Raw genomic sequence first — 25,481 nt, 5'->3', positions numbered from 1 at the left:
CCACGGTAATTTTCTGCGTCAAATATTAACGTCAATAAAACAGTAACTGTTACAGTCTCAGAAGCGCGGCGCCCCAGGTAAGTCCGCCTCCAAGCGCCTCCAACAACACAATTTCACCCTTTTTTACACGTCCGTCGCGCACAGCTTCGTTGAGCGCCAGGGGGATAGAGGCGGCGGAGGTGTTGGCATGGCGGTCAACCGTCACAATGACGCGTTCCTGAGGCAGAGCGAGCTTTTTAGCGACGCCGTCAATGATGCGCAGATTGGCCTGATGTGGGACGAGCCACTGCACGTCCTTGCCCGTCATGCCATGTGCATTCAGGGCCTCATCCACAACCTCTGCGAGCTTTGTCACGGCGTGTCGAAAGACCTCCCGGCCGTTCATACGTAGGGACGGGCCATCCTGCCCCTCACGTTCCACATAGAGAATATCAGCATGGGCACCGTCACTATGCAGATGAGTCGACAGAATGGCACTTTCCGACTCCGGTTCAGCGACATCAAGCAGCACAGCCCCTGCCCCATCGCCGAAGAGCACACATGTGGTGCGATCGGACCAATCGAGAATCCGGGAATAAACCTCACTGCCAATCACCAGCACGCGGCGCGCCTGCTTAGTCTGAATGAAAGAATCGGCAACGGCCAGCGCGTAAATAAAGCCGGAACACGCGGCGCTGATATCGAAGGCAAAACCACGTTTAAGGCCGAGCGCACCCTGAATGCGCGTCGCAACGGCGGGGAAAGGCTGGTCCGGCGTGGCGGTGGCGACGATGATGGCGTCCACCGTCTCCACATCGACACCCGCATAATCAAGTGCGGCCCGTGCGGCGGCTTCCCCCATACTCGCCGCCGAATCGTCCGGCCCGGCAATGTGACGTTGCGCGATGCCGGTGCGGGTGCGAATCCACTCGTCCGACGTATCGACCCGCGTTGAGAGGTCCGCATTCGTGACGATTTTGTCAGGGAGATACCCCCCGAACCCGATCAGTTTAGAGCGGACAGGCATAAAGACTTCCTTTTTTTTTGCACGCCACTCTACCGTGTCGGATCGGCCCGGCAAAGTACAGTTTAGTGCAAATCAGGCGTTATTCAGAATGTTCAATCTGGGGTGGGGGCGCCGCTCTCATATGTGTCCGGGGCTTCCTGCAGGAACTGAATCTGCTTCAGCCGGGAGCGGATCTTTTTATTAACCTCATTATCGACAGCATCCATCGCAACATCAATCGCGGAGGCGAACCCCTCCGCGTCGGCACCACCATGGGATTTGACGACAATGCCGTTCAACCCCACGAAAACGGCACCATTATATTGGCGGGGGTCAATCCATTCCCGCATTCGACGCAGCCCGGGACGCACGAGAATATAGCCGATTTTCGTCAGCAGATTCGTTTTGAAAATCTGCTGCAGAAGCTGGGCCGCGAGCTTAAGCGCCCCCTCACCCGTTTTGAGGGCGATATTGCCGGTGAACCCGTCCGTAACGACGACGTCCGCCGTCCCCGCCGTGATGTCGTGCCCTTCAACAAAACCGAGAAATTGCGCACTGAGCGGGGAGGCGCGTAAGGCATCGGCAGCGCATCGCAGGCGCTCATCGCCTTTCAGCTCTTCAACCCCGACATTAAGCAGGCCGATGCGGGGGGCCGGCAGGCCGAGGACAGCCTGGGAAAATGCTTCACCCATGACCGCGAATTCAACGAGATTGCGCGCATCACAGGAAATATTCGCCCCGAGATCCAGCATGACGACATCACCCCGGGCGGAGGGATTGACGGCCGCCATGGCGGGGCGGGAAATGCCCGGCAGGGTTTTGAGGAGGATTTTAGCCAATGCGAGCAGGGCGCCGCTATTCCCTGCGGAGACAACACCGCGTGCCCGACCATCCGCCACCGCCGTGATGGCCATTCTCAAGGAGGAGTCCCGAAGGCGCAGGGCCGATGTCGGCCGCATCTCCATCGTGATCGCTTCCGTCGTGTGGGCGATCTGTGCGATCTGCGCCGCTTTTTTGTAGCGCGCGAGGAGGGGCGTCAGCCGGGCCTCATCACCGAAAAGGAGGAAGCGTGCGCCCGGATGGCGGTCAGCGGCCAGATCTAACCCGGCAACGACAATCTCAGGCGCGTCATCCCCGCCCATCGCGTCAATCGCGAGGCTGAACGAAGCTGCCTGATCAGGCGCCACGACGTTGTCAATCATTGCGAGCCTCACGCATCAACCCGTCCTCTTCAGCCGCCAAAGGCATGCCGAGCCGCCGCAGGATCAGGCGCGGACGGTTGTCTTCAGGGTCTTGCCGGCGGCAACCACCTCACGTCCGTCATAATGTCCACAATGAGAGCAGACGTGATGCGGGCGCTTCAGTTCACCACAATTGGCGCATTCTGCGCTCGCCTGAATCGTCAGGGCGTGATGGCTCCGGCGCATACCGCGACGGGATGGCGAGGTTTTTCTTTTCGGAACGGCCATGGTAAAAGGTCTCTTTCCAGTAAGTCGCCCGTCCCAGACGTCGAGCGACTGTGATGCAGAGCGATACGATTCAATGTAATAAGGCGCGCATCCTCTAGCAGACACGTTTAAAACTCGCAAGCGTCTCGTCGCCTGATCCGCCGCACCTCTCGCACGGGGCCTGACTCACCCACCTTCTGAGGCGGGACATGCTGACAATAAGGCGCGTCAAAGGCCGGGCGTCACAGTTTATATGGGGTCAGCGCCTGACCGGCACAATATCCGTGCGTGTTCGCGCCTGAGACGTACCTCAATCGCCCTTGCGGGACTTCTTACTCATTAAATGTGCGAGATGCGCGAAGGGGCGGGTCGTCGGCATATCGTCATCCGACGTGGCGGGATCCTCGGCCGCATCGACCTCCGGAAGGTCAGGCTTGCGCGGAAAAGGCGGCAATGCCAGGGCCAGTTGCTCAATCGTCAGCGCGCCGAGATCAACGACCTGTCCGTCAAAAATGATTTCATCCGGCAGGTCCGGGTCAAGAAAATCCTGCGGGCTTTCACGCGCTTCCGTCACGAAACGGACACGAAACGCCTCTGACACGACATCCTCGAACTGCTCGCCGGAGACACAACAGGCCAGCACAACCTGCGCGTCAAGCCACCCGTCGCAAATGACCGAATGGTCATGCAAAGGCATCACTTTATAAGTGCATGTCAGCATCTTGACGGCGGGGATCATAAGGCGTTCAGCGATGCGCTCACATTCCTCATGGTTAGCTTCCACCTTAACGCGACGTTCCGCCCCGTTTCGGCCGTGAAGCGCCACACGGCAATCCAGCTCAGAAGGAAGCTCCACGCGGCATGTCCTTAAATGAAAAGTTGTGCGCCATCAGCACCGTTTGAAGATTGCGCTGCGCCGACAGGTGACACTATAGTGTCACGCACTCTGTCAGGCCCGCACGGCATCTTGTTATGATATCGGCAGATGATATAACATGACGGAGCTCAAATGAAAGCGGGAATCTGCGGCTGATGACACGCGTGAAACTTGTCCACACATCCAGGGGTCCGGCTTTTTCCCTGCGTTATGCCGCCGCCACTTTGGCGCTATCCGTACCCTTACTGGCTGGTTGTTCCGTCTTCGGGCCGATTCCGCAAAATCGCGGCACGCTGGTTGAGAAATCCGATTTCAAACTCCTCGTCCCCGGCACCAGCACGAAGGATGACGTGCGGCAATTGATCGGCTCTCCGACGACGACATCCACTTTTGACGATAATAAGTGGATCTACATTTCGCTCGTCACACATCAACAGCCGCTGAGCTATCCTAAAATCCGCAAACAGGATGTAACGGTGCTGGCGTTTGACCATGGCGGCGTCCTGCGCAATGTGTCGCAATATGATTCCGGCGACCGGTATAATGTCGGCATGGCGCCGGGCGCGACGCCGGCACCAGGGACGAAGGTCAATATCTTCCAGCAATTGCTGGGCAATGTGGGCCGCTACAACCCGCTTGGAAACATGAATAACCAGTTCGGCGGCAGCCAGGGCCCGCTTGGGGGTGGCGCCATCGGAACTGGTAATGGCGGGACAGGTAACTCGATCCCGTAAGATCTTGCGCGTTAGGCACGGGGTTTGAGGCCGCCTTAATCAGGCGTCGGCAGACGCACCAGGACACGCAACCCGCCCCGCGGGCTATCGAGAAGCGTGATCTCGCCCCCATGGGCGCGCATGATATCGCGCGCTATGGTCAGCCCCAGGCCACTCCCGCTGACCGTCGCGCGATTGCGTGAGAAAAGCTGAAAAACCTCCTCCCGCAAATGCGGGGGAATGCCCTCGCCGTCATCATCAATGCAGATAAAGATTTCTGTCTCACGGCGATTGAGGGTTATGGATATGTTGCCCCCGTGAGTGCGCGCATTCTCAACGATATTGGCGAGCGCGCGCCGCAGCGCATCCGGTCGCACGACGGCAGAAATGCCGTCCGGGATATCAATATGGGTGATGCGCCCGCCGGCACGTTCCGTATCCGCGGCAATCCGACGGAGCAAGGCACTGAGATCCGTCTCAACCGGCGCTTCCGCCCCCTCCCCGCGCGCGAAAGTCAGGTAGCTGTTCACCAGCGCCTCCATCTCCGCAATGTCGGACACCATATCGGCAATGTCGGGCCGAAGTGCCTCGGCTTCGATTACGCCGGCATTCGGGATCATCGCAAGTGACAGACGCAGGCGAGTCAGCGGTGTGCGCAGATCATGAGAGACGCCGGCAAGGACGATCGTTCGCTGCTCAACAAACCGGTTGACGCGCGCCTGCATCCGGTTGAAAGCCACCGCCGCCTTGCGCACTTCCCGCGCGCCACGCGGATGGATCGGCCCATCATCGCGCCCGATACCGAACTGCTCCGCAGCATGGGAAATCCCGCGTATGACGCGGACCTGATTGCGGATAAAAAGCCCCGCAATGCCGAAAAGAATGGTCGCGCTCCCGCCCGCCCAGGCGAGGAAAAACCACACCGGTCCCGTCACCAGTCTTTTTCGCGGCACTTCAACACTTAGCAGCCCGCCTCGATACGGCAACTCGAACCGCACATTATCCGACGTCGCGTGCCAATCAATACGGCAAGATGTGTGAAAGACGCGTCTGACAGCATCCTGCAGGTCGTCGTACATCGGGCCTAAAACGTTGCGCGTGCGCTGGATTTTGGCGTCGGACATATCACCGTAAGTGACGACAAGTTGCTGCTCCCGACGCGCCTGGTCCAGAATCCAGTCACGCTCGTTCGGGAAGCGCGCCACCAGCCGCACCGTCATGGCCAGTTCAGCGACAACGGAGTCGGCCAGGCGTCTTGAGACGAGGCTGAGATAATTGCCGTAAAAAAGCTGGAATGCGACAAGTTGCGTCACAAAAAGGGGCACAAACACGATGAGAAGCGACCGCCCGAAAAGCGAGCGCGGCAGAAATCGCCGTAAAGGCCGTTCAATCCTGCGCCCGATTTTTCGAAAAACCATAGAGCTTCTTCCGTCAGGGTCTGAAGACGTAGCCGCGTCCGCGCACTGTCTGTAGGTGCCGCGGCTCTCTCGGGTCCGGTTCTATACGCTTGCGCAGTCGTGTCACCTGCACATCCACGCTGCGCTCGCTCACATCTTCCAGCGCCAGCGCACCGGCAATCACCTCACGCGACAGAATGGCCCCAGGGCGGGCGCAGAAAAGTTGAAGCAGGGCGACATCCCGGCCCGTGAGATGGATCGTGCCGTCGCCACCATTCAGCAGCCCACGATGCGCATCAAATTCCAACGTGCCTATCCGGATCAGACGCGTTCCGCTACAAGGCACCTGCCCGGTCGCGCGCCGTAAATGGCCCTGAAGCCGAAGGACCAGCTCCCGCGGTTCAAAAGGTTTGGCCATATAATCATCCGCCCCGGCCTCAAGCCCGTCAACGCGCTCCTCCGGTTCGCCGCGCGCTGTTAACGCCATGATCGGCCATGTGCACCCCTCATCCCGCAGCGCCCGCGTCAGGGAAATGCCATCCTCACCCGGCATCATGACATCCACAATCATCGCATCAGGCTGAACCATTTTGAGAAAATGACGCGCCTCCGCCGCATTGGCGGCCGTCGTCACCCGAAAGCCATTCTCATCAAGGAAACGCTTGATCAGCTTTAAAAGACGGGGGTCATCATCGACGACGAGGATATGCGCTGATTTCAAGTTTCTTCTCCATCGCGCGTCAGACAGGCGAGAACCTGTTGAAACCCCTCCACAGCCTGCGCCCCGGCCTGACGGTAAGCCGCCGTCAGGGACTGACGCAGCGGTTCGAAGCAGATATCAGCGAGTTCACGCCCCTTATCGGTAACGTGGAGGCGCCGCACGCGTCGATCGACTCCATCGACCGTGCAGGTGACGTATCGTTTTTGAAGCAGCAAATTCAACTCCCGGTTGAGGCTCTGCTTTGAAACAACCAGTTTACGTTGCACATCCCCAACGGAGAGGCCGGGCCGATTGGCCAGAAGGATCAGAATGCGCTGATGCGCCTTGCCGATACCGTGCTCCATCCGCCTTGCATCTGACTGTTTCTCAAGCTGGCGAAAGGCCTCTGTCGTGGCTTCCCACGCACTGCGGACCTGTTCCTCACGGAGGTAAAGATGTGTTGAGGCGGCATTACGCGCGGGGAGCCCCTGGCGGCGCGCGTGTTGGATATCACGCATCGTAAACAGCCCTCTCTGCCTTGCTTTGGCGCACCGGCGGGCTCCCGGCGGGCTAAGCGCGTGTTTCGACTGACTCTTATAGGCAAAAATGCGCGGAAACGTGAAAACATTTGTGCTGCGCCGCGCAATTATGCTAATGCGACCACCTGATCGGACGAAAAGCCGAAATGGCGCGTCCTTGACCGTATTTATTCAGCAAGCCCGCAACACCGATTGGGCGACAGGAGATGACAGGCACGTGCAGGTTCTGGTCCGTGACAATAATGTCGATCAAGCGCTCAAAGCGCTTAAAAAGAAAATGCAGCGCGAAGGCATTTTTCGTGAAATGAAGCTGCGCCGCCATTTCGAGAAGCCCTCTGAGCGCCGCGCGCGTGAGGCTGCTGAAGCGGTGCGCCGTGCACGTAAAATGGAGCGCAAACGTCTGGAACGTGAAGGCTTCTGAGCCGTCACGCGACGTTCGGTAAAAACCGCCTTTCGGGGCGGTTTTTTTATGGCTGGCGCCCTGGCATCACCCCACCCGCCTGATAATGACCGAATCCCCTCCTGATTTTTCAACCGGCGTCAGTCGGTAACATCTTATATTCTGTCCCCGCGCCTTTCGACATAAGGACGTTGGGTTTGGCGACGCCGCAACCCAGCCGTGCAGAATAGCATCCCGCGAGTCCTGTTTTTCAACCAGAAGCGCCGTTACTTCCCGCCCGACCGGTCGATCAAGATAGAGCCAACGCGGGTCCGTGCTGTAGATCGTCAGTTCGGGTGCGTAAAAATGGACGAGGGACGCTTGCGCATAATCCCGGAATATGACCGCCTGCCCCTGACTCTGCCGCGCAAGATGTTGCGCGAAACCCCGCCACCCCCCGGTTTGGCGCGCTACGATATCATGGTGGGGTGAAAGCGGTATGACGTGAGTCAGAGCCTGAAGATAAATGAGGCCCGTCATGACATAACCGAGGCAGGCAGCCGCGGTGACACCGCGCATACGTGTGGCAAGCAGAATCGCGGCGGGATAAAGAATGACCGGCCAGTTCGCCTGGACCCTTCCCCCGAATGCATGTTGCAGAAACACGCCGCTCGGAAGCACCACCATGGCGCTGAGCAGCCACAAAGCGTCGCCGCGACGCGCCTGTTTTATCGCCGCAACGACACCGCCCACACACAGCAGAAAGATAAGCGGCGTCGCGAGGCCGATCTGCCCCCCCAGCAATTCTCCAACAAATTGCACGGCACGCGATGGCGCCCAATCCTGCGCCCTGCCGCCCTGTTTAAGAAAGCTCGCCCAATGATGCTGCGCATTCCAGAGAAGGACAGGCGAAATGACGAGCCATCCCATCAGCGCGCCGCCAGCAACCCATTTGAAGGGCGGTTTTCGAGGTGAGAAAAGCCACCACAACCCGCAGGAAAGAGCTGGAAGCACAGCGGTATATTTGCTGTCAAAACCCAGCCCGAAAGCCGCGCCGATAAGGAGCCACCATGCAGGTTGCTGTGTCACATAAAGACGCCCCAGCGCCCACAAGGCCAGTGTGCTGAAGAAGATGAGCGGCGTATCCGGCGTCATCGTCGCCGCCCCGACACCGAGGAAGAGCGTCGCATTGAAAAGGAGCGCGGCTTTGATGCCGTCCTCGCACCGCCCCATCAGGTCCCGACCTGCATTGATGAGTAAAATCGAACCGGCGAGCGCCAGAATCGGCCCGAAAAATCGGATGCCGAATGTCGTATCACCCCAGATCCATGTGCCGGCGCGGATGATGAAGGCCACGGCGGGGGGATGATCAACATACCCCCCTGAAGATGCTGGGACCAGATCCAGTAATAAGCTTCATCCGGCGTCAGGCCGATCTCGGCGGCGAGGATCAGTCGCGCCACAGTGACGAAAATGAGAAGGGACCCGACCGCGATATGATTGGAAAGGGCCAGGCGCATTGTTACCGCCAGACAAGTGTGGAGGCGACGGCGTAATTCCATACCACGCCGATCACCGCACCCGCGGCGCTGGCCTGACTCCAATGCCGGTCAGCATGATAGATCATCTCCGCGACGCCGATATTCGCGTAAGCTCCAAGGCTGCATCCGACCATGAAAACCGCGAAACCGGTTGAGAGGCGCAGCCAGCCTTTGAGGGGACGGTCATGATATGTCAGGCAGTTATTCAAAAAGAAATTCGTGATGATCGCGGCGACCATACCGGTTGATTGACTGGCCCCGAAACCCAACCCGGCAAAACGCGCCCCCTCCGACACGGCCAGATTGACCAATATGCCAAGCGCCCCGACAAAAGCAAAAACGAAGAAGCGCATGGGGACGATGTGCCCGATCACACGCTCTACCAACATGCCGAGAAATTGAAACAGGACAATCGGCCCTAATTTGCTCTCACCCGCATGTCTCTCGCGAAAAACAAAAGGCACCTCACCCATGCGCACAGAGCGCGGCAAGGCGAGCAGCATTTCCAGCAGGATCTTGAAACCGGTCCCCGTCAGCTTTGGGAGCGCCTGACTGAAACAGTCGCGCCGAAAAGCGAAATAGCCGCTCATCGGGTCGGTCAAAGGGTGCTTGAGAAAAATCTGGCCGAGTCTGATCCCGGTGCGGGAAAGAAGGTGTCGCCCTCGATGCGCCAGCCCCGCACTGTCACCGCCCTCCATATGTCGGCTGGCGACCGTTATATCCTGACGATTTTCCCGAAGGGGCGAGATCATCTGCGGAAGGATGGATTCGTCGTGCTGCATGTCGCCATCCATAACGACGAGTAGCGGCGCGGTGGAGGCAAGCACGCCTTCAATCACCGCCGATGACAGCCCGCGCCGCCCGACACGGCGCAAAAGCCGAACGCGCGCATCCTGCTGCGCGATGGATGTCACGATCCGGGACGTGCCATCCGGCGAGTCATCATCGACGAAGATGATTTCCCACGCCGTATCGGTCAGAACCTTGCAGATCGCGGTGTAAAAAAGCTGAATGTTCCCTGCCTCATTGAAACAGGGCACAATAATGGAAAGTTCGACCGGCGGGCGCGCCGTCATAGAGGGATTCCGGCCCGGCTGAGGCTGGTGCGGATGGTTTGCAAGGTCACGACACGTGCGACGGCGTCGAGATCCGTCAAACGGCGGGTAAGTTCGTTCTGATGATTTGGGTCCCGCGCGATGAGGCGCAGCAGAAAATCACCACCGCCGCGAATCATGTGACACTCGCGCACCTCATCCCAGTCCGCGACCCGCCCCTCAAAATCTTCCAGGGCGGCGCCCTTCTGACTTTCGAGTCCGATCAACGCAAAAAAAGTGATGGGCCAGCCGAGCTTTTCAACATCCACATCGGCATGATAGCCCTTGAGAATGCCAAGCTCCTCCAATCGTCGCACCCGCCTGAGACATGGGGGCGCAGAGAGCCCCGTGCGACGCGCGAGTTCAACGTTGGTCATGCGGCCATGAATCTGCAATTCCCCAACAATTCGAAGGTCGGTCGCGTCCAACGCGTGATCATCTATTGGGGGGGATGCGATTGCCTTATAGGTGTCGGAATCATGTCGCGTCATAGAATGCCAGTAAACTTCCTCTGAAACTCCGTTTGGTGTTTCGTTCGAATTCTCTATATCTGGATTGTAGGTGAAGAGCCACAGTTTGAATGCGATAGACAATCTTATGGGTAAGACAGCATGACGCGTAAATATGAAACGGACCTTATCGTGATTGGTGCAGGGCCCGCCGGTTATACGGCTGCGATTTACGCCGCGCGTGCCAATCTTAAGCCGATATTGGTGACGGGTCTACAACTTGGCGGGCAATTGACCATCACAACCGATGTGGAAAATTATCCTGGCTTCGCGGCGCCCATTCAGGGGCCATGGCTGATGGAGCAGATGCATGCCCAGGCAAAGGCCGTAGGGACCCGCATGGTGACGGATCTCGTCACAACATGTGAGGATCTCGGCGATGATAGCCCATTTCGATTTCGCTTCACGGGGGATTCCGGGGATGTTTATCTGGCCAAAACGGCTGTTATCGCCACCGGCGCTCAGGCGAAATGGCTTGGCCTCCCCTCCGAATCCCGTTTGCAAGGGGCTGGGGTATCCGCCTGCGCAACGTGTGACGGGTTTTTCTTCCGCGGGAAACATGTCGCGGTCGTTGGTGGCGGGAACACAGCGGTTGAGGAGGCCCTTTATCTGACACGTCATGCGGAAAAAGTAACCCTCATCCATCGACGCGACACGCTGCGCGCGGAACGCATCATGCAGAAGCGGCTTTTCGCTGATCCTAAAATCGAGGTTCTGTGGAATCGCAGCGTCGATGACATTCTCTCTGACGGCACACCGGCGACCGTCAGCGGGCTTCGTCTGAAAAATCGCCAGGAAAACACTCTGGAGACATTGGCGGTCGATGGCGTTTTCATCGCGATCGGCCATCAACCGAACACGGCGCCGTTTCTCAAGTTCGTAGATTGTGACGCGGAGGGCTATATCACGACGCCTCCCGGCTCAACGCGCACATCCCGTCCCGGGATTTTTGCGGCCGGTGATGTGCAGGACAGGGTTTTCCGGCAGGCTGTGACGGCAGCGGGCACAGGCTGTATGGCTGCGCTGGAGGCGGAGCGCTTCATCGCGGGTGAATCATGACCCCGTCTTCACGGCTTACAGGGATTGTGTCGCTTTTCGAGCCGGATCACCTTCACACCTATTGACGCGCCACCATCATCACACGCATAGGCCAAGGATAATATATTTCCTGTTTTTGATGAGATCTTGCGTGGGGGAATGAGAGTGGACTGGGACAAGCTGCGCATTTTTTACGCTGTGGTTGAAGCGGGCTCCTTCACCCACGCTGGTGAGAAACTGGGGTTGAGCCAATCCACTGTTTCGCGTCAGATTTCCTCTCTGGAGGATGATTTGCGGGTGCAGCTCTTTAACCGTCGCGCGCGGGGCCTGATCCTGACGGAACAGGGTGAAACCCTCGCCGCCACTGTGCGGGAGGTTTTTGAGAAACTCATCACCACACAGGAATCGCTGCGTGACAGCACCGCGAAAGCGACGGGCGTCATTAAACTGACAACGACATCCGAATTTGGTCTTTACTGGCTGATACCACGATTGGAACGGTTTTTCGTTCAGCAACCTGAGATTGATATTCAGGTCTTACTTGACGACACAGATCTTGATCTTAACCAGCGTGAGGCCGATGTCGCGATACGCGTGCACCCGCCGCGACAACCTGACCTGATCCAGAGACATCTCGCGACATTCTCAATACCTGTTTACGCGAGTCAGGATTATCTGGCGGATAGGCGCATTCCACGCCATTTCCGTGACCTTGCACAACATCAGGTCATTAGTTTTTCCGGTGATCCCCTTATGTTGCCGCACGCAAACTGGCTTCGGAAGGCGCTTTGCAAACGGCAGCACATGCCCTCCCGCAGCCATCTGGAGGTTAATAGTTACCCTGCCATGGCGGAAGCGATCTCAGAAGGGTTGGGTGTTGGCGCCATGCCGAGTTACGTGGCGGCATCCTACCCCCACCTCGTGCGGCTTGTCCCGGACCATCCTGTCCCGGCGCTTGAGCTTTACCTTGTCTACCCGCAAAATCTAAAAGCCTCGATGCGGCTCATCATGTTGCGCAATTTTCTATTGAATGAAATCAGTCTCGGGAATATCGGGGGTACCGACGCCTGTAATATATCGATGATTGCCAAATCAACCTCTCGCACAACTCTCGAAATCTAAGATTCTGTCAATTTCGCGATGAGAGGTTGCGCCCTCGCCTCGATCAACCCTTGGCGTTGATGCGCTCCCGAAGTTCCTTCCCGGTTTTGAAAAATGAAACATATTTCTGATCTATTTCCACGGCTTCACCCGTTTTGGGATTGCGACCCAGCCGGGCACCGCGTTTCTTAACCCCGAAAGCACCGAAACCACGAAGTTCCACCCGATCCCCGCGCGCGAGGGCGGAAACAATCTCGGAAAAAAGCGTTTGCACAATGCGCTCTATATCTCGGGTTGTAAGCTGCGGGTATGCTTCACTCAGCAGTGCGATAAGCTCAGATCTCGTCATGCTCCCCCCTCCTGACAAATAATGGCATCGCGCAACCACCAAAAACACCGAGCAACCCCAGGCATGTCGAGACCCAGCCCAGTAAAAATTGCTTGATGCGGCTCACTTTGATAAATCTACCGCACGCTTATTGTCGAGGAGATAAAGATTTAAAGACAGTTAACGGTAGCCCCATTCGGTCGCGAATGGATGTATGAACTCTGCTTAACGAGCTCAAATTACCGCATTTTTTTTGCTCGGAAAATAAGTAATTCTTCTCGCGACAGGCGAAATCCGAGCTATTTCTTCGCGTGTAAGTTGCAAATAAGTCACATACTCCTCCCGGCGCCTGACGCACCGCTGGAGGAGAAGCGACGACCTACTCTTTATTAAGCGCGTTTGCGGCCTGAACGACCCGAGCCACCCTCATTCTCATTACCGAGGGTGCGATCTTTCCGGCCGGAAACATCAAGATTGGCGTTGATTTTGCGACCGAGCCCGATCTCGCGCGCGAGATGTGAGCGACGCTCCGCATAATTCGGCGCGACCAGAGGGTAGTCCGCTGGCAGGCCCCAACGCTCACGATATTGTTCCGGGCTCATACCGTAAGCGCTCTGAAGGTGACGCTTCAGCATTTTGAGCTTCTTGCCGTCTTCCAGACACACAATGTAATCTGGAAATACCGAGCGTTTGATGGGCACAGCTGGCTGCGGACGCTCTGGCTCTGCTGCAACGGCGCCGGCCCCGCGAAGGGCTTCATAGACGCGTTTGATCATCGAAGGCAGATCTTCACTTGTCACGGGGTTATTTGCAACATGTGAAGAGACGATTTTCACTGTAAGCTCAAGGAGAGCTTTATTGTTGTCATGCTCGGACATTTATTTACCCTGGTCTGGTTTTTTACTCGGGAACTCAGAACGTTCCCATGATAAAGAAGTTGCTACAAAATATCGGCTTCAAATGTGCCCCGATGCCTTACGAGAGGATCGTTAATGCTGTTAATCCTACAGGAATTACAAAAAAAAAGAAACTCTGATTCGCACGTCTCAAAAGCTTCTACCGGTTGAAATTCGTCAATGATCGTTAATGCCTCATCAAACTGCACAACAGCGATGCCAATCGCTCACTGAGAGAAAAGCGGTTATTAAGTATTTCGGAAGATATTCTTATTTTATTAAAAAAAATTATAGTGCGGAGATTTTCCGGTCACATCTGGATGAAAGGTAAATAACAATATGTTTGACGTGACACTTGCGCATCATGATGACTTCCGATCATGGCGTGACGCCACTCGGAAGCATGTTTCTGCCGGTATTAATTCCCGCAATATCAACTGGATCGTTAACCCTCCTGATGATCTTTTTCAACGTCAGAACCTTGATTCGACAGAACAAAACACTTCACCATTTAAAATAACGCGTCAGAGATACGTGCAATTGCAGGAGGCGTTTCACGCTCAGGATCCACATCGTTTTGAGACGCTCTACACCTTTGTCATGGCGTTGCAACAGCAGGATGACGCCCAGATTGCAGCTTTGACCCCCAAACTCGACACTCTCATCCAGGCTGGTCGTGAGGCTGTGCTGCGCTTCCGTGAATCTTTTGTAAAATTGGCACTTTTCAGCAGGGAGACAGCGCCTGACCGTTCAACGCAATCCTTATTTGACATGCGGGGCCAGCGCATCTTCACAGGTCAAGCCGCGACTTTAACGCGCATCATCCCCTCTCCTTGGGTTGTTTCAGGTGACACCGTCTCGATTCGATGGACGGGGAGTGCGTTATTCTTCTCCCGAGGGGGGCTTAAAGCGCAGCACGAAAAGTTTCAATCGGAGATTGCTTTCGGATCAGGGTATTGGGCGCAGCTTCCCCAACTTCGTCTGCCGGTTAAAACCATCCCCTCTCTCATCCCCGACGCGCCAGCTGAAGTTCATCAAGAGAGTCTGGCAGGCGGGCCTGAACCGAATCGTGAAAGTTGTTTCGCGCAGCTGAGGGCACACGCTGTTGATTGCGCAGCCTGTGAACTTTGTGACATCGGCACACGGACGGTCTTCGGGGAAGGCCGACTTGATGCGAAAATCATGCTGATCGGGGAGCAGCCGGGTGATCAGGAAGATCTCTCCGGTCGCCCCTTTGTCGGTCCTGCCGGTGCCCTGCTTGACCAAACTCTGCGTGAGGTCGGCCTTGAGCGAGCGCGTCTTTATGTCACGAATTCCGTTAAACATTTCCGTTTCGTGAATCGTTACGGGCGCCGCCTTCATCAAAAGCCGGACCTCATCCACATCCATCAATGTCACCCCTGGCTCGCGCAGGAGATATCGCTCATCGCACCGACGCACATTATTTTGCTGGGTGCCTCCGCCGCTTCAGCCATGTTGGGGCGCCCCGTGACCGTTAATCGCGAGCGCTCACGATTTTTCCGCCTTGGAAATTCTGAGGCGCTCATCACCGTCCACCCATCCTACCTTTTGCGCATTCAAGACCGCGCCTCCCAGGATTTTGAAAAACGTCGCTTCCTCTCAGACCTGCGACTCGTTGCGGAAGCCACGTCACAAAGCCAGGCGCAGCTTCATCCAACTTAAATTGACGCGACATTGAAGGTTTTTATATATCCTGTTGTGGGACAATGTCCGTTTTAACGCTGCGTTCAATGCTTCATTGTGCAATGGAGTGCGTCTTTTCCGGCAGGCTCAAAGACGTTCTTTGACGCACGCATCTTTAGGCAGGAACCACGCGTGACGGTGGCTGAACGATTTTTTTTGCTATGCGCCACCCGATTGGGTCGCGGTCGTCGCCTCGCGACCGACCATGATTTCCGCGCCCGATGGAAATGGCTCTATGCCCCATCGCCGCAAGCCGTTGAATTTGCCTTCCGCAACACGATTGCTGCCCTCGTCGCCCTCGCAATCGCTTTGTGGATGGAGCTGGACAGTCCGGTCTGGGCGCCCTCGACCGTCTGGGCTGTTGCGCAAGCGACACGCGGGGAAAGCCTTTCCAAAGCGCGGTGGCGCCTGGCGGGCACGTTGCTGGGGGGTGTGGCCAGCGTTCTACTGATCGCCGCATTCCCGCAGGAACCTTGGCTTTTTTTCCCCGCTTTGGCGCTATGGGTCGGGTCTTGCGCCGGGTTGGCGACTTTTTTCAGCTCTTACCGCGCCTATGCCATGACGCTGGCTGGCTATACGTGCGCCATCATTGCGTTGGATGCCTCACAGGCACCGGATAATGTCTTTTTCCTCGCCGTGTCCCGAAGCACTTATATTGGCCTCGGCGTCGTGTGCGAAGCGGCGATGGGGATGATCTTCTCCCTCCAGCAGGAGAAACGGGCTCGCATCGGTATCAGGAGAAGCCTCCAGGGGATTCTTGATGCCGTCCTTAAACGCGCCGCCGATGTGCTGGGTCAGGACAGGTCAATTGCGCTGCAGGGGCGGGAATTATTCGGGCGGATTCTGCGCCTGAACAGTGAAGTCGAATATCTGGAAATCGAAATGGGCCCCCATGGTCATGAAGGGGATCACGCCCGGGCCGACCTCGCCGCCGTCGCCGTCCTGCTGACGCGGTGTCTCGGCATGACGGCGCGTCTCGCCGCGCTGAAACACCGGGAACCGCGCCTGAATGAGATGTTGGCGCGCGTGCGGGAATTTGTCCTCACCATCACGCCGCGCCTTGAACAGGATGCCCCCCTGGCGGATATTCTGACAGAATTACACCTTCTGCGGATAAGCTGTCGCGACGCCGCGATCACCCCTCAAACCCATGACGACACGCCAGCATCGCCTTTTCCATCGCGGGAAGATGAAGTTGATATGCGCGTCCTTTATGTTTCCATATCGGAAATGTTAAGGGAAATCGAAGATGCCTTGCTGGAATATAATGCCAGCACGCATCAGATCCCGCGCGATCGTTTTCGATTCCACCTGCCCGTGCATCGCGACATCCGAGAGGCGGTCAATAATGTCATCCGCGTCTTCTCCGCCATCATCATCTGCGCCCTCTTTTATGAAATCACCGCCTGGCCATCCGGCCCCCTCTTCATATCGAATCTCGCGCTGATCTGCGGGCTGTTCGCGACCCAGGAAAATCCCGTTCTCGGCACAACACAGTTTTTCAGGGGTGCCCTGTGGTCCGCCCTTATTGCCGGCCTCCTGACGATGATCTTCGTCCCGGCCTTTGACACTTATGAGACGCTGATTCTCGCGCTTTTCCCACCAATGTTCATTTCAGGTCTGGCGCGCTTGAATAAACCGACGACCGGCGTTTCCTCAGCGTTCGGCCTCCTCATGCCAACGATGCTCAATATTCAGAATCATCAACGGCTTGACGAGATTTCCTTTTTCAATTCAGCCTTCGCCGTCGTCTGCGCTGCTGCGGCGGCGGTTCTGGCTTTCCGCATCATCATCCCCTTCAACCCCGAAACGGAACGCATGCGATTGCGGCGGCAGATGCTCGCAGAACTGCGAGCGCTCTGTCATCTCCAGACCTTGCCGGATACAAGAATGTGGATCAGCGGCAATCTCGATCGATTCGCAAAATTGATCCGTCACGCTGGCAGCGCGCCCTCCCCCACTGTTGAGACCTATCTCAGAGGCACCTTGGCCACGCTGACGCTTGGGATGAATATCATTCGCCTGCGCGCCCTCCTGAATCGTGATCACCTGCCGGATCGCGCGCGCCGCGCGGCGACCCTGCTTCTGGACAGGATCGAACGTGCGCATGATGAGCATGTCCGTTCCGCACGCGTTGCTGGCGTGGCGCTTCGACGGTTTCGCGCGCTTGAATATAGTGAGGCTGACCTCATGACGCGCATGGAGCTGATCCGCGGCATTGCCTATCTCGTTGTTATCCGCGCCGAACTTCAGGCCAATGCGCAATTTCTCGACGCGACGCGCCCTGTGCAACTGACGGGCTGACCTATTCCCTGTGCCAAAAGACGTGAAACCGGGTGACGCGGCCTGTCCGTCGCCTCGGCTGATCACCGCCCCGCCCATCCTCTGAAAGCCAGGATTATGGGTAGGATCGGGCAGATTATTGCTGGCGGTCAGGCGCGGTTTTCAGCACGAGATGGGCATTTCTCGACGACAATATTGGCAGGGCGATCAGAAATATTTCTTTAATCCATCCAGGTCAGAATTTTTTACTTCTCCCCCTTCGCCTTTTCGGCCCGGTTTTTTCCGCCAAATCGCGACGGAGCCGTCCGCAACAAGCCTCCTTCCGGGCGGGAATGCGGTGTCGGCCATTTCTTTAATGTCGAATTTAAACAGAGAAAGAGGCACCAACTTTAAATTCAAGGTTGTTTATGTCGCTTCCAACAATCATTAACAGATCGTTTCACGCATTACCCCCACTTATCATTATAGTTTCACGTGCGTTAACGATTTATATCGCTGTCGCTTTCGCGTCACGATTTAGGCGTATAAAATCGTTAAACCTCGTGTCCTGAAAGGTAATGGGGGTTGCAAATGCCGGAATCAATAATCGGGAAAAGCGAGATTAATGTAGCCTTGACATCACGCTTCAGGCCGTCCTCCCTGACAACCCACGGGATTCGCGACCCGCTGCGTAATCGGCAGATAGCGTTAATGCTGAAAAACTTGTTTTCCCGCTCAATTGCACGCCTGACGCGCCCTGACAGAGGCGATGGCGTTCGCCTCGTAACAATGAAAAACCGCCCCATATCGGCTGATCAACAATAAGCAGCAGCAGACGCGATGATCCGGAAGCCATGCGCGCTCCAACAGGCGCCACCGCACAAAAAAGGCGCACCGCGCGAAACGCGGCCCGTCATTATCGGGCGCTTACTCATTATGTTATGTCATCGGGGAAGACCGGACGTTGCGCGCAGCGTCGCGTGGACTCAATTCGCTCTGGCGGGATGCGCAAGGACGCCGTGGCGGAGAGGGTGGGATTTGAACCCACGGTACCCGTGAAGGCACAACGGTTTTCGAGACCGTCCCAATCGACCACTCTGGCACCTCTCCACACGGGTTCCGGTCGTCGGCTGAGTTCTCATAGGCGGGAAAGCGCCCCTATTGCAAGGGGATGACGTTTCTTTTTGAGGCCAGGCCGCCCGGAGGCCATGGAAGGGTGAAAAACAGTTGACGTAAGCGGGTCTTTTCCGGTATCGCACGGGGCCTGCTGCCGTGAGGCGGCTATAAATAAAAAGCGACTGGGCGGTGCCGACCGGGGAGAAACTTCGGCAAAAATCGTCAAGAGTTCGGTCTTACGAGGGATTTATGTTCGCAATTATACGTACGGGTGGCAAGCAATATCGCGTGACCACGGAAGCAACACTCAAAGTTGAGAAACTTGAGGCGGAAGCCGGTAGCACCGTCACATTTTCTGACGTTCTGGCGGTTGGCACCGATGCCGGGGTGACGCTGGGCGCCCCTCTGGTCGCGGGCGCGACCGTGACGGCAACCGTCATCGCGCAGGATCGCCTGCCGAAGATCATCATCTTCAAAAAGCGCCGCCGGCAGAATAGCCGTCGCAAAAACGGCCATCGCCAGCCCGTGACAGTGCTGCGCATTACAGGCATCAACGCGGCCTGATCGCGTCGCCGGAAGATAGGGAGAAGCTGAAATGGCACAAAAGAAAGCAGGCGGTTCAAGCCGTAACGGTCGCGACAGCGCGGGCCGCCGCCTTGGAGTTAAGAAATTCGGCGGTGAGCGCGTGATCGCGGGCAATATCATCGTCCGCCAGCGTGGATCAAAAATGATCGCCGGTGACAATGTGGGGATGGGCCGTGATCATACGCTCTTCGCCCTCACGGACGGGCACGTCAAATTCACGCGTCGGGCAGAGGGGCGGGTTCACGTCTCTGTCGCCCTGTAAATCCTGACGCGTTAAATGATGGAAGGTTATACCTTCCCCCAAGGCCGGTCTTGCGACAGACCGGCCTTTTCTTTGTGTTGAACCGAGCCACAGGTGGCCCATGAAATTCCTGGATCAGGCCAAAATCTATCTTCGTTCCGGTGATGGCGGTGACGGTGTCGTTGCTTTCCGACGCGAGAAATACGTGGAATTCGGCGGTCCGGACGGCGGAAATGGCGGTCGCGGCGGAAATATCATTTTCAAAGCCGTACCCAACCTCAACACGCTGATCGACTTCCGTTACACGCAGCATTTCCGGGCGCGGAAAGGCGGGAATGGCGCAGGCTCTGATCGGACCGGCGCCAAAGCGGATGATGTCATCATCAACGTCCCCATTGGCACGCAGATCTTCGATGAATCGCGTGAGACCATGCTGGCGGACCTTGATGCTGACGGTAAGGAGATCCTGCTTTGTCGCGGGGGGGATGGCGGCTACGGCAATGCTTATTACAAAACCAGCACCAATCGCGCCCCACGCCGTGCCGATAAAGGTTGGCCGGGGGAAGAGAGATGGGTGTGGCTTCGGCTGAAGCTCATCGCCGATATTGGTCTTGTCGGGTTACCCAATGCCGGTAAATCCACTTTACTTTCAGTATCGTCCCGCGCGAAACCGAAAATTGCGGATTATCCCTTCACCACACTCCACCCGCAACTTGGTGTGGTGCGCCTTTCCATGACAGAAGAATTCATCATCGCCGATATTCCCGGACTGATCGAGGGCGCGAGCGATGGTGCGGGGCTGGGTGATCGCTTCCTCGGCCATGTTGAGCGCTGTGCAGCGTTAATCCACCTACTGGACGGGACGGAAAAGCATCTCGTCAGAAATTATCGCCTGATCCGCGCGGAGCTGGAACGTTACGACACGTCACTTGCGGACAAGCCTGAAATCATCGTGCTTAATAAATGTGATGCCCTGACGCCCCAGCAGATCAGCGCCAAAAAACGCGCGCTTGAAAAAGCAGCCGGCACGGAGATTTTCCTCCTTTCCGCCGTCTCCCATATCGGGTTGGAAAAGCTTTTGCGCGCCGCGCAGGATCGCGTAAGGTCATTGAAACAATCCTGACGGACATGTGAGTATGGTCTCTCCTCTCCAATCCGCGGAGCGCATTGTCGTCAAGATCGGCAGCGCCCTCCTTGTTGACACGCAAGCTGCCAAATTGCGCGATGGCTGGCTCGATAGTGTCAGTGAGGACATTGCAGCCTGGCGCCGGTTGGGCATTGAAGTTATCATCGTCTCATCAGGTGCCATCGCCCTGGCACGGACGCAACTCAATATGACCGCCGCCCGCCTCAGCCTGGCGGAGAAGCAGGCCGCGGCAAGTGTCGGGCAGATTCTCCTTGCGCAGGCCTGGAGTGCCTCCCTGGCGCATCATGGCCTCACCGCCGCGCAATTGCTGCTGACGTCGGAAGACACGGAAAATCGGGAGCGTCACCTCAATGCCCGCTCAACCCTTCGGGCGCTCCTCCGCATGGGGTGCGTGCCCGTTATCAATGAAAATGATGCGATTGCGTTTGAGGAAATCCGCTTCGGGGATAATGACCGCCTCGCGGCGCGCGTCGCGCAGATGGTGGATGCTGACACGCTGATTCTGCTTTCCGACATTGACGGGCTTTACACCCAGGACCCCCGCACCCACGCAGATGCCACCCATATCCCCCTCGTTGAGGAGATCGACGACCGGATTCGCGCGATGGGGGGCAACCCCCCACCCGGCTACTCTTCCGGCGGGATGAAGACGAAACTGATCGCCGCGGATATCGCGACACAAGCGGGTGCCCGGATGGCCATCGCTCGCGGGAATATTGATCATCCGCTGAGAAAATTATCGTCCGGCGCACGGGCGACATGGTTCAGCGCCCATGCGGGTGCCGGTAAAGCGCGCAAAAAATGGATCATGGGGTCTTTACGGCCGAGCGGCACCTTTCAGATTGATGCGGGCGCCGTGCAGGCGCTTCGTAAGGGCAGTTCACTTCTCGCCGTCGGGGTGCAGAAAATTGACGGCCAATTTCCGCGTAATGCGCTTGTGACGGTTACGGACCCGAAAGGCGCGGCGGTAGCACGCGGCCTGACATCCTACTCATCAGAAGAAGCTCAGAGGATGGCCGGACAGCGCAGCGCAGCTTTCCCGGATGATCTCGCGGGCACGCATCGCGACGCATTGATCCATCGGGATGACCTCGTCATGCTGCGAAGAACAGTTTCCGGCTAAGGACCGCCTGCACACCGCCCTCTACAAACTGTGTTGCTTACGTCGAAGGCGGTTTGGGCGGCCATTTCAGCGTGGGCTCCTTGCGCACCTTAGGCGGCGCGGCATGGGGCGCGCCATGTGTCCCGTCACTGCGCGTGGTCGGGGCGCGACGCGTCGCGCGGAGGCGCCAGATATCGCCATCCTCTTCCGGCGTCGGGGGCGGCTGCGTCGCGGCACGTCGCGCGGCCTTGCCCGACATAGCTCCGACGGGCGGGTCAAAATGCGTTTGCTTCAACAGATCGGCGGAAGAAAGATTTGAGGGATTATCCGCGTAATCCTGATAAGCCTCCGGGGGCAGGACAGGCATGTTGCCAGCATCATTATTAATGTAACGCGCCCGTGGCATGGCGACCTCCTGAAGCGGCACCATGGGCGGCGCTGATGACGCCATAGCTGGCGCGGCGGCAAGAGACACGCTGGGCCGGTCTTCCGACAGGTCCGCATCTGTGCCGTCTGCGTGCATGGCCGGTTCATCGAACTCATCCATGGCGAGGCGCAGAGACACGGTTCGGAGGTCAGCGCCGATATCCACCAATTGCCGCTCCATCACGTGCAGGCGGCGACGGATAATGTTCATCAGTACCACGAAGAAGAAAAGAAGAAAGGCGATGACAAAGCCAAGTATGAGGGGCAAAGACATCGTTTCCGGTAGAACTGAAGACATATCGTCCATCGACACACCGCTACCCTCTTCCTCGAATTTTATTTCGAATGCTTACATTCCTAAGGCATGACGATAGAGATGGAGGAGGGTTTCCTGCTCTTCCACCTCTGATGGCTCCTGCTTGCGGATACGGAGAAGCTGGCGCAGCACGGGCACATCGAAACCCGCCGATTTCGCCTCGAGGAAAATATCCTTGATGTCACTCGCAAGCGCCTTGCGCTCCTCCTCCAAACGTTCAACCCGATCAATGATCGATTGAAGCCGCTGGGCGGATACCATGCCGCTTTCAGCGGCGGCATCTTGCGTTATTGTCGTATCATCCATAGATATAAGCCCTCATGATCGAATAATCTCAGGGTCGGATTATCAATCGTTCTTCCGTTTGGTCAATGGGCGATCAACGTCGCCGCCCTGTATCGATCTCCCTCCTGTCGCCGCTTCGGCATCGTGAAAAGCACGTCGAAGCGAAACGGTCTTGCAGAACGTCAGGCATCCAGGGGCGGACTTGCCGTCTCCTTTACCCTCAGCTTACGTCTGTGCATAATGGCCACGATATTTCATTTTGTTATTAAGAAAGGTGAGACCCATGTCTCGTACCGTAACCGTCAAGCCATTTGATTACGTCATATTCGGCGCAACAGGTGATTTGACGATGCGCAAACTGCTCCCCGGCTTTTACTACCGTATGCTTGAGGGGCAGGTTCCGGAAGAGGCGCGTATCATCGGCACGGCGCGCTCGCCTCTGACCCGTGAAGCGTATCAAGGACGTGCGCTGGAGGCCCTCAAGAAGTTTGTCAAGAAAGAGGATTTCGACGACGCCAAAATTCAGCGTTTCCTGAAACTTGTCCATTATGTCAGCCTTGATGGCTCGAAACCGGAAAGTGACTGGAACAGTCTGCGCGCGCTCGTTTCCGAGGACAGAGCTGACCGCGTGCGCGTCTTTTATTTCGCGACAGCGCCCAACCTTTACGGCGCGATCGCGAAAAACCTGCATGACAAGAAACTCGCCGTCGGCGACGCACGCGTTGTGCTGGAGAAACCGATTGGCGTCGATCTCGCGACCGCAAACGACATCAATGATTCGGTCGGGCAGTATTTCAAGGAAGAAAATATTTTCCGCATCGACCATTACCTCGGCAAGGAAACCGTGCAAGGCGTGATTGCCCTGCGTTTTTCCAACCCGATGTTTGAGGCTGTCTGGTCATCCGACCATATCGAGTCCGTTCAGATCACCGCTGCCGAGACCGTGGGTGTTGAAGGGCGCGCCGCTTATTATGATGAGTCCGGCGCGCTGCGCGACATGATCCAGAATCACCTGCTTCAGGTGCTCGCGCTGATCGGGATGGAAAAGCCCGCCTCCATGGCCGCCGATGATGTGCGCGATGCCAAGGTCGCCGTGCTTCAGGGGCTGAAGCCTTTTAACAGTCAGACGGTCGCGTCTCACGCCGTGCGCGGGCAATATGTGGCGGGGAAAATGGGTTCTGAGAATGTCCCCGGATATCTGGAAGAGCTTGGCAAGGAGAGTCAGACCGAAACCTACGTCGCGCTCTGCGCCGAAATTGATTCCCCGCGTTGGAAAAACGTGCCGTTCTTCATCCGCACGGCAAAAAGACTTGAGCAGAAGGTCAGTGAGGTTGTCATCACCTTCAAGCCGACGGAGTCGCGGCTTTTTCCGACGGAAGCCAAACGCAATGTGCTGGCCATCCGTGTCCAGCCGGATGAGGGTATTTCCTGGACGTTCAACGCCAAAAACCCCGTGCATGATGATTTCAGCCTTGGCCAGGCAACGATGCGAGTTGATTTCGCGCAGACATTCCAGACGCGTTACCCCGATGCTTATGAGCGCCTGATGCTGGATGCGGTCCGGGGTGACCCGATCCTGTTCATCCGTCGGGATGAGGTCGAAGCAGCATGGACATGGCTGGCGCCATTGATGAAAGCCTGGGCTGACCGTAAAACACCCATGGCGCATTATAAGGCTGGCAGTTGGGGGCCGGATGAAGCGCGCGACATGCTGAAACGTCATCATGCCAAGTGGCATGAAGACATGTCTCTCTGAACCATGACAGCGCAGAAACAGGACGGCGCAGCGCCGCCGCCATCCGGGCCCGGCCCTACGCGTCGACCGCGGCGGACGTTGCGGCAGCATATATTGCGCCGTCTTCTGGTCATTATCCCGGTTGCGCTGTTGGCGCTGCTGGCCGCCAAGATGGGATGGCTCCCAAAAGCGGCGGACAAGGTTCAGTTCAATGATCTGGCCTGGTTTGACAACACCAAGTTGACGGAGCATCTGCGCCTGCTCGTAAAGGATCAGGGGCTGCTGGACGTGCCACGTCGTTGCGTTGTCCCGATCATCAATGGGGCTGACCCGGCGCATGCAACGCATGTCCAGTTTCTGGTGCGTGCAACGGATGGCTGCCCTGGCGTTGATGGCAAGACGGCCACGGCCTTCACGATTCTTGTGAACAAGGCGGATCGCACATTGCAGAATGACGCGGGCAGTCCGGGCCATTACCGCCCCATGCCCGTGCAGTGACGCCACTGGCGAGGCGGGGTTAAGGCAAACTTATCTTGACGAAACCCCGCCCCTGCTGCACGTAAAACACGGGTCAGATGGTCAGGCGACCGCTGCGCCAGCATCAAGCTGCGTGCAGAGGAAAGTCCGGGCTCCATGGAAGGACGGTGCCGGCTAACGGCCGGCGAGGGCAACCTCAGGGAAAGTGCCACAGAAATCAAACCGCTCAACGGGCCTTCGGGCTTTGGGTAAGGATGAAACGGCGCGGTAAGAGCGCACCGCCCAGGCGGTAACGTCCGGGGCATGGTAAACCCCACCGGGAGCAAGACCGAATAGGAGTGACGCGTCACGTCTGACGTGATGAGGGGCCCCTCCGCCCTGTCACTCGGGTTGGTTGCATGAGGTGCGATGTGAGTCGCGCCCAAGATGAATGGTCGCCCCGCCTCGGCGGACAGAACCCGGCTTATCGACCATCTGACCTACCGTTAATCGTTAATGCAAGCGCTCGCCCTGACACGATCAAACGGGAACGTAATAAGA

27 protein-coding genes, 1 tRNA gene and 1 other RNA gene are annotated in these 25,481 nt (G+C 57.2%); 13 read left to right on the top strand and 16 right to left on the bottom strand.

Annotated elements, in window-relative coordinates:
- Nucleotides 1-49 precede the first annotated feature (49 nt).
- From CGLAMM_RS06330 to CGLAMM_RS06315, 4 genes are all read right to left on the bottom strand, one after another.
- Nucleotides 50-1,006: a beta-ketoacyl-ACP synthase III gene (locus CGLAMM_RS06330; protein ID WP_418115494.1), complete on the bottom strand. Its 957-nt coding sequence runs from the start codon at nucleotides 1,004-1,006 to the stop codon at nucleotides 50-52.
- Nucleotides 1,007-1,098: 92 nt separating this feature from the next.
- Nucleotides 1,099-2,187 carry a phosphate acyltransferase PlsX gene (gene plsX, locus CGLAMM_RS06325; RefSeq protein WP_394820200.1) on the bottom strand — a complete coding sequence of 363 codons (1,089 nt, stop codon included), beginning with the start codon at nucleotides 2,185-2,187 and terminating at the stop codon, nucleotides 1,099-1,101.
- A gap of 63 nt (nucleotides 2,188-2,250) precedes the next feature.
- The gene (rpmF, locus tag CGLAMM_RS06320; protein ID WP_319807305.1) at nucleotides 2,251-2,454 is read right to left on the bottom strand and encodes a 50S ribosomal protein L32; all 204 of its coding nucleotides are present in this window, start codon (nucleotides 2,452-2,454) and stop codon (nucleotides 2,251-2,253) included.
- Nucleotides 2,455-2,743: 289 nt separating this feature from the next.
- Nucleotides 2,744-3,289 (bottom strand): DUF177 domain-containing protein, encoded by a 546-nt coding sequence (locus tag CGLAMM_RS06315; RefSeq protein WP_394820199.1) that lies wholly within the window; start codon nucleotides 3,287-3,289, stop codon nucleotides 2,744-2,746.
- Between the two features lie 176 nt (nucleotides 3,290-3,465).
- Between CGLAMM_RS06315 and CGLAMM_RS06310 the strand changes: the two genes are divergently transcribed.
- Complete coding sequence (locus CGLAMM_RS06310) at nucleotides 3,466-4,044, top strand: outer membrane protein assembly factor BamE (RefSeq protein ID WP_394820198.1); 579 nt, start codon at nucleotides 3,466-3,468, stop codon at nucleotides 4,042-4,044.
- A gap of 35 nt (nucleotides 4,045-4,079) precedes the next feature.
- On the opposite strand, the gene CGLAMM_RS06305 is transcribed toward CGLAMM_RS06310, so the two are convergent.
- The 3 genes from CGLAMM_RS06305 to CGLAMM_RS06295 are packed head-to-tail and all read right to left on the bottom strand — an operon-like array spanning nucleotide 4,080 to nucleotide 6,638.
- Nucleotides 4,080-5,441: an ATP-binding protein gene (locus CGLAMM_RS06305; protein WP_418115493.1), complete on the bottom strand. Its 1,362-nt coding sequence runs from the start codon at nucleotides 5,439-5,441 to the stop codon at nucleotides 4,080-4,082.
- A 13-nt stretch (nucleotides 5,442-5,454) separates the two neighbouring features.
- Nucleotides 5,455-6,141, bottom strand: coding sequence for a response regulator transcription factor (locus CGLAMM_RS06300; protein WP_394820195.1), 687 nt, complete (start codon nucleotides 6,139-6,141; stop codon nucleotides 5,455-5,457).
- Nucleotides 6,138-6,638: a MarR family winged helix-turn-helix transcriptional regulator gene (locus tag CGLAMM_RS06295; protein ID WP_394820194.1), complete on the bottom strand. Its 501-nt coding sequence runs from the start codon at nucleotides 6,636-6,638 to the stop codon at nucleotides 6,138-6,140. Before CGLAMM_RS06295 ends, CGLAMM_RS06300 begins: the two co-directional genes overlap by 4 nt.
- A gap of 238 nt (nucleotides 6,639-6,876) precedes the next feature.
- Between CGLAMM_RS06295 and rpsU the strand changes: the two genes are divergently transcribed.
- Nucleotides 6,877-7,080: a 30S ribosomal protein S21 gene (rpsU, locus tag CGLAMM_RS06290; RefSeq protein WP_141459012.1), complete on the top strand. Its 204-nt coding sequence runs from the start codon at nucleotides 6,877-6,879 to the stop codon at nucleotides 7,078-7,080.
- A gap of 66 nt (nucleotides 7,081-7,146) precedes the next feature.
- On the opposite strand, the gene CGLAMM_RS06285 is transcribed toward rpsU, so the two are convergent.
- The 3 genes from CGLAMM_RS06285 to CGLAMM_RS06275 all read right to left on the bottom strand — a co-directional run bounded on the left by CGLAMM_RS06285 (nucleotide 7,147) and on the right by CGLAMM_RS06275 (nucleotide 10,164).
- Nucleotides 7,147-8,394, bottom strand: a complete 1,248-nt coding sequence (locus tag CGLAMM_RS06285; protein ID WP_394820193.1) for an ArnT family glycosyltransferase — start codon at nucleotides 8,392-8,394, stop codon at nucleotides 7,147-7,149.
- A 166-nt stretch (nucleotides 8,395-8,560) separates the two neighbouring features.
- Complete coding sequence (locus CGLAMM_RS06280) at nucleotides 8,561-9,655, bottom strand: glycosyltransferase family 2 protein (RefSeq protein WP_394820192.1); 1,095 nt, start codon at nucleotides 9,653-9,655, stop codon at nucleotides 8,561-8,563.
- The gene (locus tag CGLAMM_RS06275; protein WP_394820191.1) at nucleotides 9,652-10,164 is read right to left on the bottom strand and encodes an Lrp/AsnC family transcriptional regulator; all 513 of its coding nucleotides are present in this window, start codon (nucleotides 10,162-10,164) and stop codon (nucleotides 9,652-9,654) included. Before CGLAMM_RS06275 ends, CGLAMM_RS06280 begins: the two co-directional genes overlap by 4 nt.
- 120 nt (nucleotides 10,165-10,284) lie before the next feature.
- Here CGLAMM_RS06275 and trxB point away from each other — a divergent pair, with 120 nt between their 5' ends.
- Both trxB and CGLAMM_RS06265 read left to right on the top strand, forming a co-directional pair.
- On the top strand, nucleotides 10,285-11,241 hold the full coding sequence (trxB, locus tag CGLAMM_RS06270) for a thioredoxin-disulfide reductase (RefSeq protein ID WP_394820190.1): 957 nt from the start codon (nucleotides 10,285-10,287) through the stop codon (nucleotides 11,239-11,241).
- 144 nt (nucleotides 11,242-11,385) lie between these two features.
- Complete coding sequence (locus tag CGLAMM_RS06265) at nucleotides 11,386-12,342, top strand: LysR family transcriptional regulator (protein ID WP_394820219.1); 957 nt, start codon at nucleotides 11,386-11,388, stop codon at nucleotides 12,340-12,342.
- Between the two features lie 43 nt (nucleotides 12,343-12,385).
- Here the strand turns inward: CGLAMM_RS06265 and ihfB are convergent, their stop codons facing one another.
- Together ihfB and CGLAMM_RS06255 are read right to left on the bottom strand one after the other, a co-directional pair.
- A complete protein-coding gene (ihfB, locus tag CGLAMM_RS06260; protein ID WP_319807294.1) occupies nucleotides 12,386-12,670 on the bottom strand; it encodes an integration host factor subunit beta in 285 nt (94 codons plus the stop codon).
- A 368-nt stretch (nucleotides 12,671-13,038) separates the two neighbouring features.
- On the bottom strand, nucleotides 13,039-13,527 hold the full coding sequence (locus CGLAMM_RS06255) for a Ros/MucR family transcriptional regulator (RefSeq protein WP_394820189.1): 489 nt from the start codon (nucleotides 13,525-13,527) through the stop codon (nucleotides 13,039-13,041).
- 357 nt (nucleotides 13,528-13,884) lie between these two features.
- Between CGLAMM_RS06255 and CGLAMM_RS06250 the strand changes: the two genes are divergently transcribed.
- Together CGLAMM_RS06250 and CGLAMM_RS06245 are read left to right on the top strand one after the other, a co-directional pair.
- A complete protein-coding gene (locus tag CGLAMM_RS06250; protein ID WP_418115492.1) occupies nucleotides 13,885-15,228 on the top strand; it encodes a UdgX family uracil-DNA binding protein in 1,344 nt (447 codons plus the stop codon).
- Between the two features lie 159 nt (nucleotides 15,229-15,387).
- A complete protein-coding gene (locus CGLAMM_RS06245; protein ID WP_418115491.1) occupies nucleotides 15,388-17,553 on the top strand; it encodes an FUSC family protein in 2,166 nt (721 codons plus the stop codon).
- Nucleotides 17,554-17,739: 186 nt separating this feature from the next.
- Here CGLAMM_RS06245 and CGLAMM_RS06240 read toward each other — a convergent pair whose 3' ends face one another.
- The gene (locus CGLAMM_RS06240; protein ID WP_418115490.1) at nucleotides 17,740-17,916 is read right to left on the bottom strand and encodes a hypothetical protein; all 177 of its coding nucleotides are present in this window, start codon (nucleotides 17,914-17,916) and stop codon (nucleotides 17,740-17,742) included.
- 615 nt (nucleotides 17,917-18,531) lie between these two features.
- Nucleotides 18,532-18,621: transfer RNA gene (locus CGLAMM_RS06235), tRNA-Ser, on the bottom strand.
- A gap of 255 nt (nucleotides 18,622-18,876) precedes the next feature.
- On the opposite strand from CGLAMM_RS06235, the gene rplU reads away from it, so the two are divergent.
- The 4 genes from rplU (at nucleotide 18,877) to proB (ending at nucleotide 21,723) form a co-directional block, all read left to right on the top strand.
- Nucleotides 18,877-19,191, top strand: a complete 315-nt coding sequence (rplU, locus tag CGLAMM_RS06230; protein WP_394820187.1) for a 50S ribosomal protein L21 — start codon at nucleotides 18,877-18,879, stop codon at nucleotides 19,189-19,191.
- Nucleotides 19,192-19,222: 31 nt separating this feature from the next.
- Entirely contained in the window at nucleotides 19,223-19,474 is a 252-nt protein-coding gene (gene rpmA, locus CGLAMM_RS06225; protein ID WP_319807288.1) for a 50S ribosomal protein L27, read from the top strand.
- A gap of 100 nt (nucleotides 19,475-19,574) precedes the next feature.
- Nucleotides 19,575-20,576 (top strand): GTPase ObgE, encoded by a 1,002-nt coding sequence (gene obgE, locus CGLAMM_RS06220; RefSeq protein WP_394820186.1) that lies wholly within the window; start codon nucleotides 19,575-19,577, stop codon nucleotides 20,574-20,576.
- Nucleotides 20,577-20,589: 13 nt separating this feature from the next.
- Entirely contained in the window at nucleotides 20,590-21,723 is a 1,134-nt protein-coding gene (gene proB / locus CGLAMM_RS06215) for a glutamate 5-kinase (RefSeq protein ID WP_394820185.1), read from the top strand.
- 37 nt (nucleotides 21,724-21,760) lie between these two features.
- Here the strand turns inward: proB and CGLAMM_RS06210 are convergent, their stop codons facing one another.
- On the bottom strand, nucleotides 21,761-22,402 hold the full coding sequence (locus CGLAMM_RS06210; protein WP_418115489.1) for a hypothetical protein: 642 nt from the start codon (nucleotides 22,400-22,402) through the stop codon (nucleotides 21,761-21,763).
- Nucleotides 22,403-22,477: 75 nt separating this feature from the next.
- Nucleotides 22,478-22,750: a DUF2312 domain-containing protein gene (locus tag CGLAMM_RS06205; protein ID WP_394820183.1), complete on the bottom strand. Its 273-nt coding sequence runs from the start codon at nucleotides 22,748-22,750 to the stop codon at nucleotides 22,478-22,480.
- A gap of 262 nt (nucleotides 22,751-23,012) precedes the next feature.
- Here CGLAMM_RS06205 and zwf point away from each other — a divergent pair, with 262 nt between their 5' ends.
- The 3 genes from zwf (at nucleotide 23,013) to rnpB (ending at nucleotide 25,423) form a co-directional block, all read left to right on the top strand.
- Entirely contained in the window at nucleotides 23,013-24,485 is a 1,473-nt protein-coding gene (gene zwf, locus CGLAMM_RS06200; protein WP_394820182.1) for a glucose-6-phosphate dehydrogenase, read from the top strand.
- Nucleotides 24,486-24,488: 3 nt separating this feature from the next.
- Nucleotides 24,489-24,962 (top strand): hypothetical protein, encoded by a 474-nt coding sequence (locus tag CGLAMM_RS06195; protein WP_394820181.1) that lies wholly within the window; start codon nucleotides 24,489-24,491, stop codon nucleotides 24,960-24,962.
- A gap of 73 nt (nucleotides 24,963-25,035) precedes the next feature.
- Nucleotides 25,036-25,423, top strand: an RNA gene (gene rnpB, locus CGLAMM_RS06190) — RNase P RNA component class A.
- Nucleotides 25,424-25,481: the final 58 nt, after the last annotated feature.

Origin of the sequence: Sorlinia euscelidii (assembly GCF_036452135.1) — a bacterium.
Taxonomy (GTDB): domain Bacteria; phylum Pseudomonadota; class Alphaproteobacteria; order Acetobacterales; family Acetobacteraceae; genus Sorlinia; species Sorlinia euscelidii.
This window is presented reverse-complemented; position numbering and strand designations above follow the sequence as displayed.

Bases quoted from the DNA above. Each gene is read 5' to 3' on its own strand.
- CGLAMM_RS06275 (WP_394820191.1), bottom strand. From the start codon at position 10,164: ATGACGCGACATGATTCCGACACCTATAAGGCAATCGCATCCCCCCCA.
- CGLAMM_RS06205 (WP_394820183.1), bottom strand. From the start codon at position 22,750: ATGGATGATACGACAATAACGCAAGATGCCGCCGCTGAAAGCGGCATG.
- CGLAMM_RS06280 (WP_394820192.1), bottom strand. From the start codon at position 9,655: ATGACGGCGCGCCCGCCGGTCGAACTTTCCATTATTGTGCCCTGTTTC.
- rplU (WP_394820187.1), top strand. From the start codon at position 18,877: ATGTTCGCAATTATACGTACGGGTGGCAAGCAATATCGCGTGACCACG.
- proB (WP_394820185.1), top strand. From the start codon at position 20,590: ATGGTCTCTCCTCTCCAATCCGCGGAGCGCATTGTCGTCAAGATCGGC.
- rpmF (WP_319807305.1), bottom strand. From the start codon at position 2,454: ATGGCCGTTCCGAAAAGAAAAACCTCGCCATCCCGTCGCGGTATGCGC.
- rpmA (WP_319807288.1), top strand. From the start codon at position 19,223: ATGGCACAAAAGAAAGCAGGCGGTTCAAGCCGTAACGGTCGCGACAGC.
- CGLAMM_RS06250 (WP_418115492.1), top strand. From the start codon at position 13,885: ATGTTTGACGTGACACTTGCGCATCATGATGACTTCCGATCATGGCGT.
- plsX (WP_394820200.1), bottom strand. From the start codon at position 2,187: ATGATTGACAACGTCGTGGCGCCTGATCAGGCAGCTTCGTTCAGCCTC.
- CGLAMM_RS06210 (WP_418115489.1), bottom strand. From the start codon at position 22,402: ATGTCTTTGCCCCTCATACTTGGCTTTGTCATCGCCTTTCTTCTTTTC.
- CGLAMM_RS06305 (WP_418115493.1), bottom strand. From the start codon at position 5,441: ATGGTTTTTCGAAAAATCGGGCGCAGGATTGAACGGCCTTTACGGCGA.
- zwf (WP_394820182.1), top strand. From the start codon at position 23,013: ATGTCTCGTACCGTAACCGTCAAGCCATTTGATTACGTCATATTCGGC.
- CGLAMM_RS06255 (WP_394820189.1), bottom strand. From the start codon at position 13,527: ATGTCCGAGCATGACAACAATAAAGCTCTCCTTGAGCTTACAGTGAAA.
- CGLAMM_RS06310 (WP_394820198.1), top strand. From the start codon at position 3,466: ATGACACGCGTGAAACTTGTCCACACATCCAGGGGTCCGGCTTTTTCC.
- ihfB (WP_319807294.1), bottom strand. From the start codon at position 12,670: ATGACGAGATCTGAGCTTATCGCACTGCTGAGTGAAGCATACCCGCAG.
- CGLAMM_RS06330 (WP_418115494.1), bottom strand. From the start codon at position 1,006: ATGCCTGTCCGCTCTAAACTGATCGGGTTCGGGGGGTATCTCCCTGAC.
- CGLAMM_RS06295 (WP_394820194.1), bottom strand. From the start codon at position 6,638: ATGCGTGATATCCAACACGCGCGCCGCCAGGGGCTCCCCGCGCGTAAT.
- trxB (WP_394820190.1), top strand. From the start codon at position 10,285: ATGACGCGTAAATATGAAACGGACCTTATCGTGATTGGTGCAGGGCCC.
- CGLAMM_RS06195 (WP_394820181.1), top strand. From the start codon at position 24,489: ATGACAGCGCAGAAACAGGACGGCGCAGCGCCGCCGCCATCCGGGCCC.
- obgE (WP_394820186.1), top strand. From the start codon at position 19,575: ATGAAATTCCTGGATCAGGCCAAAATCTATCTTCGTTCCGGTGATGGC.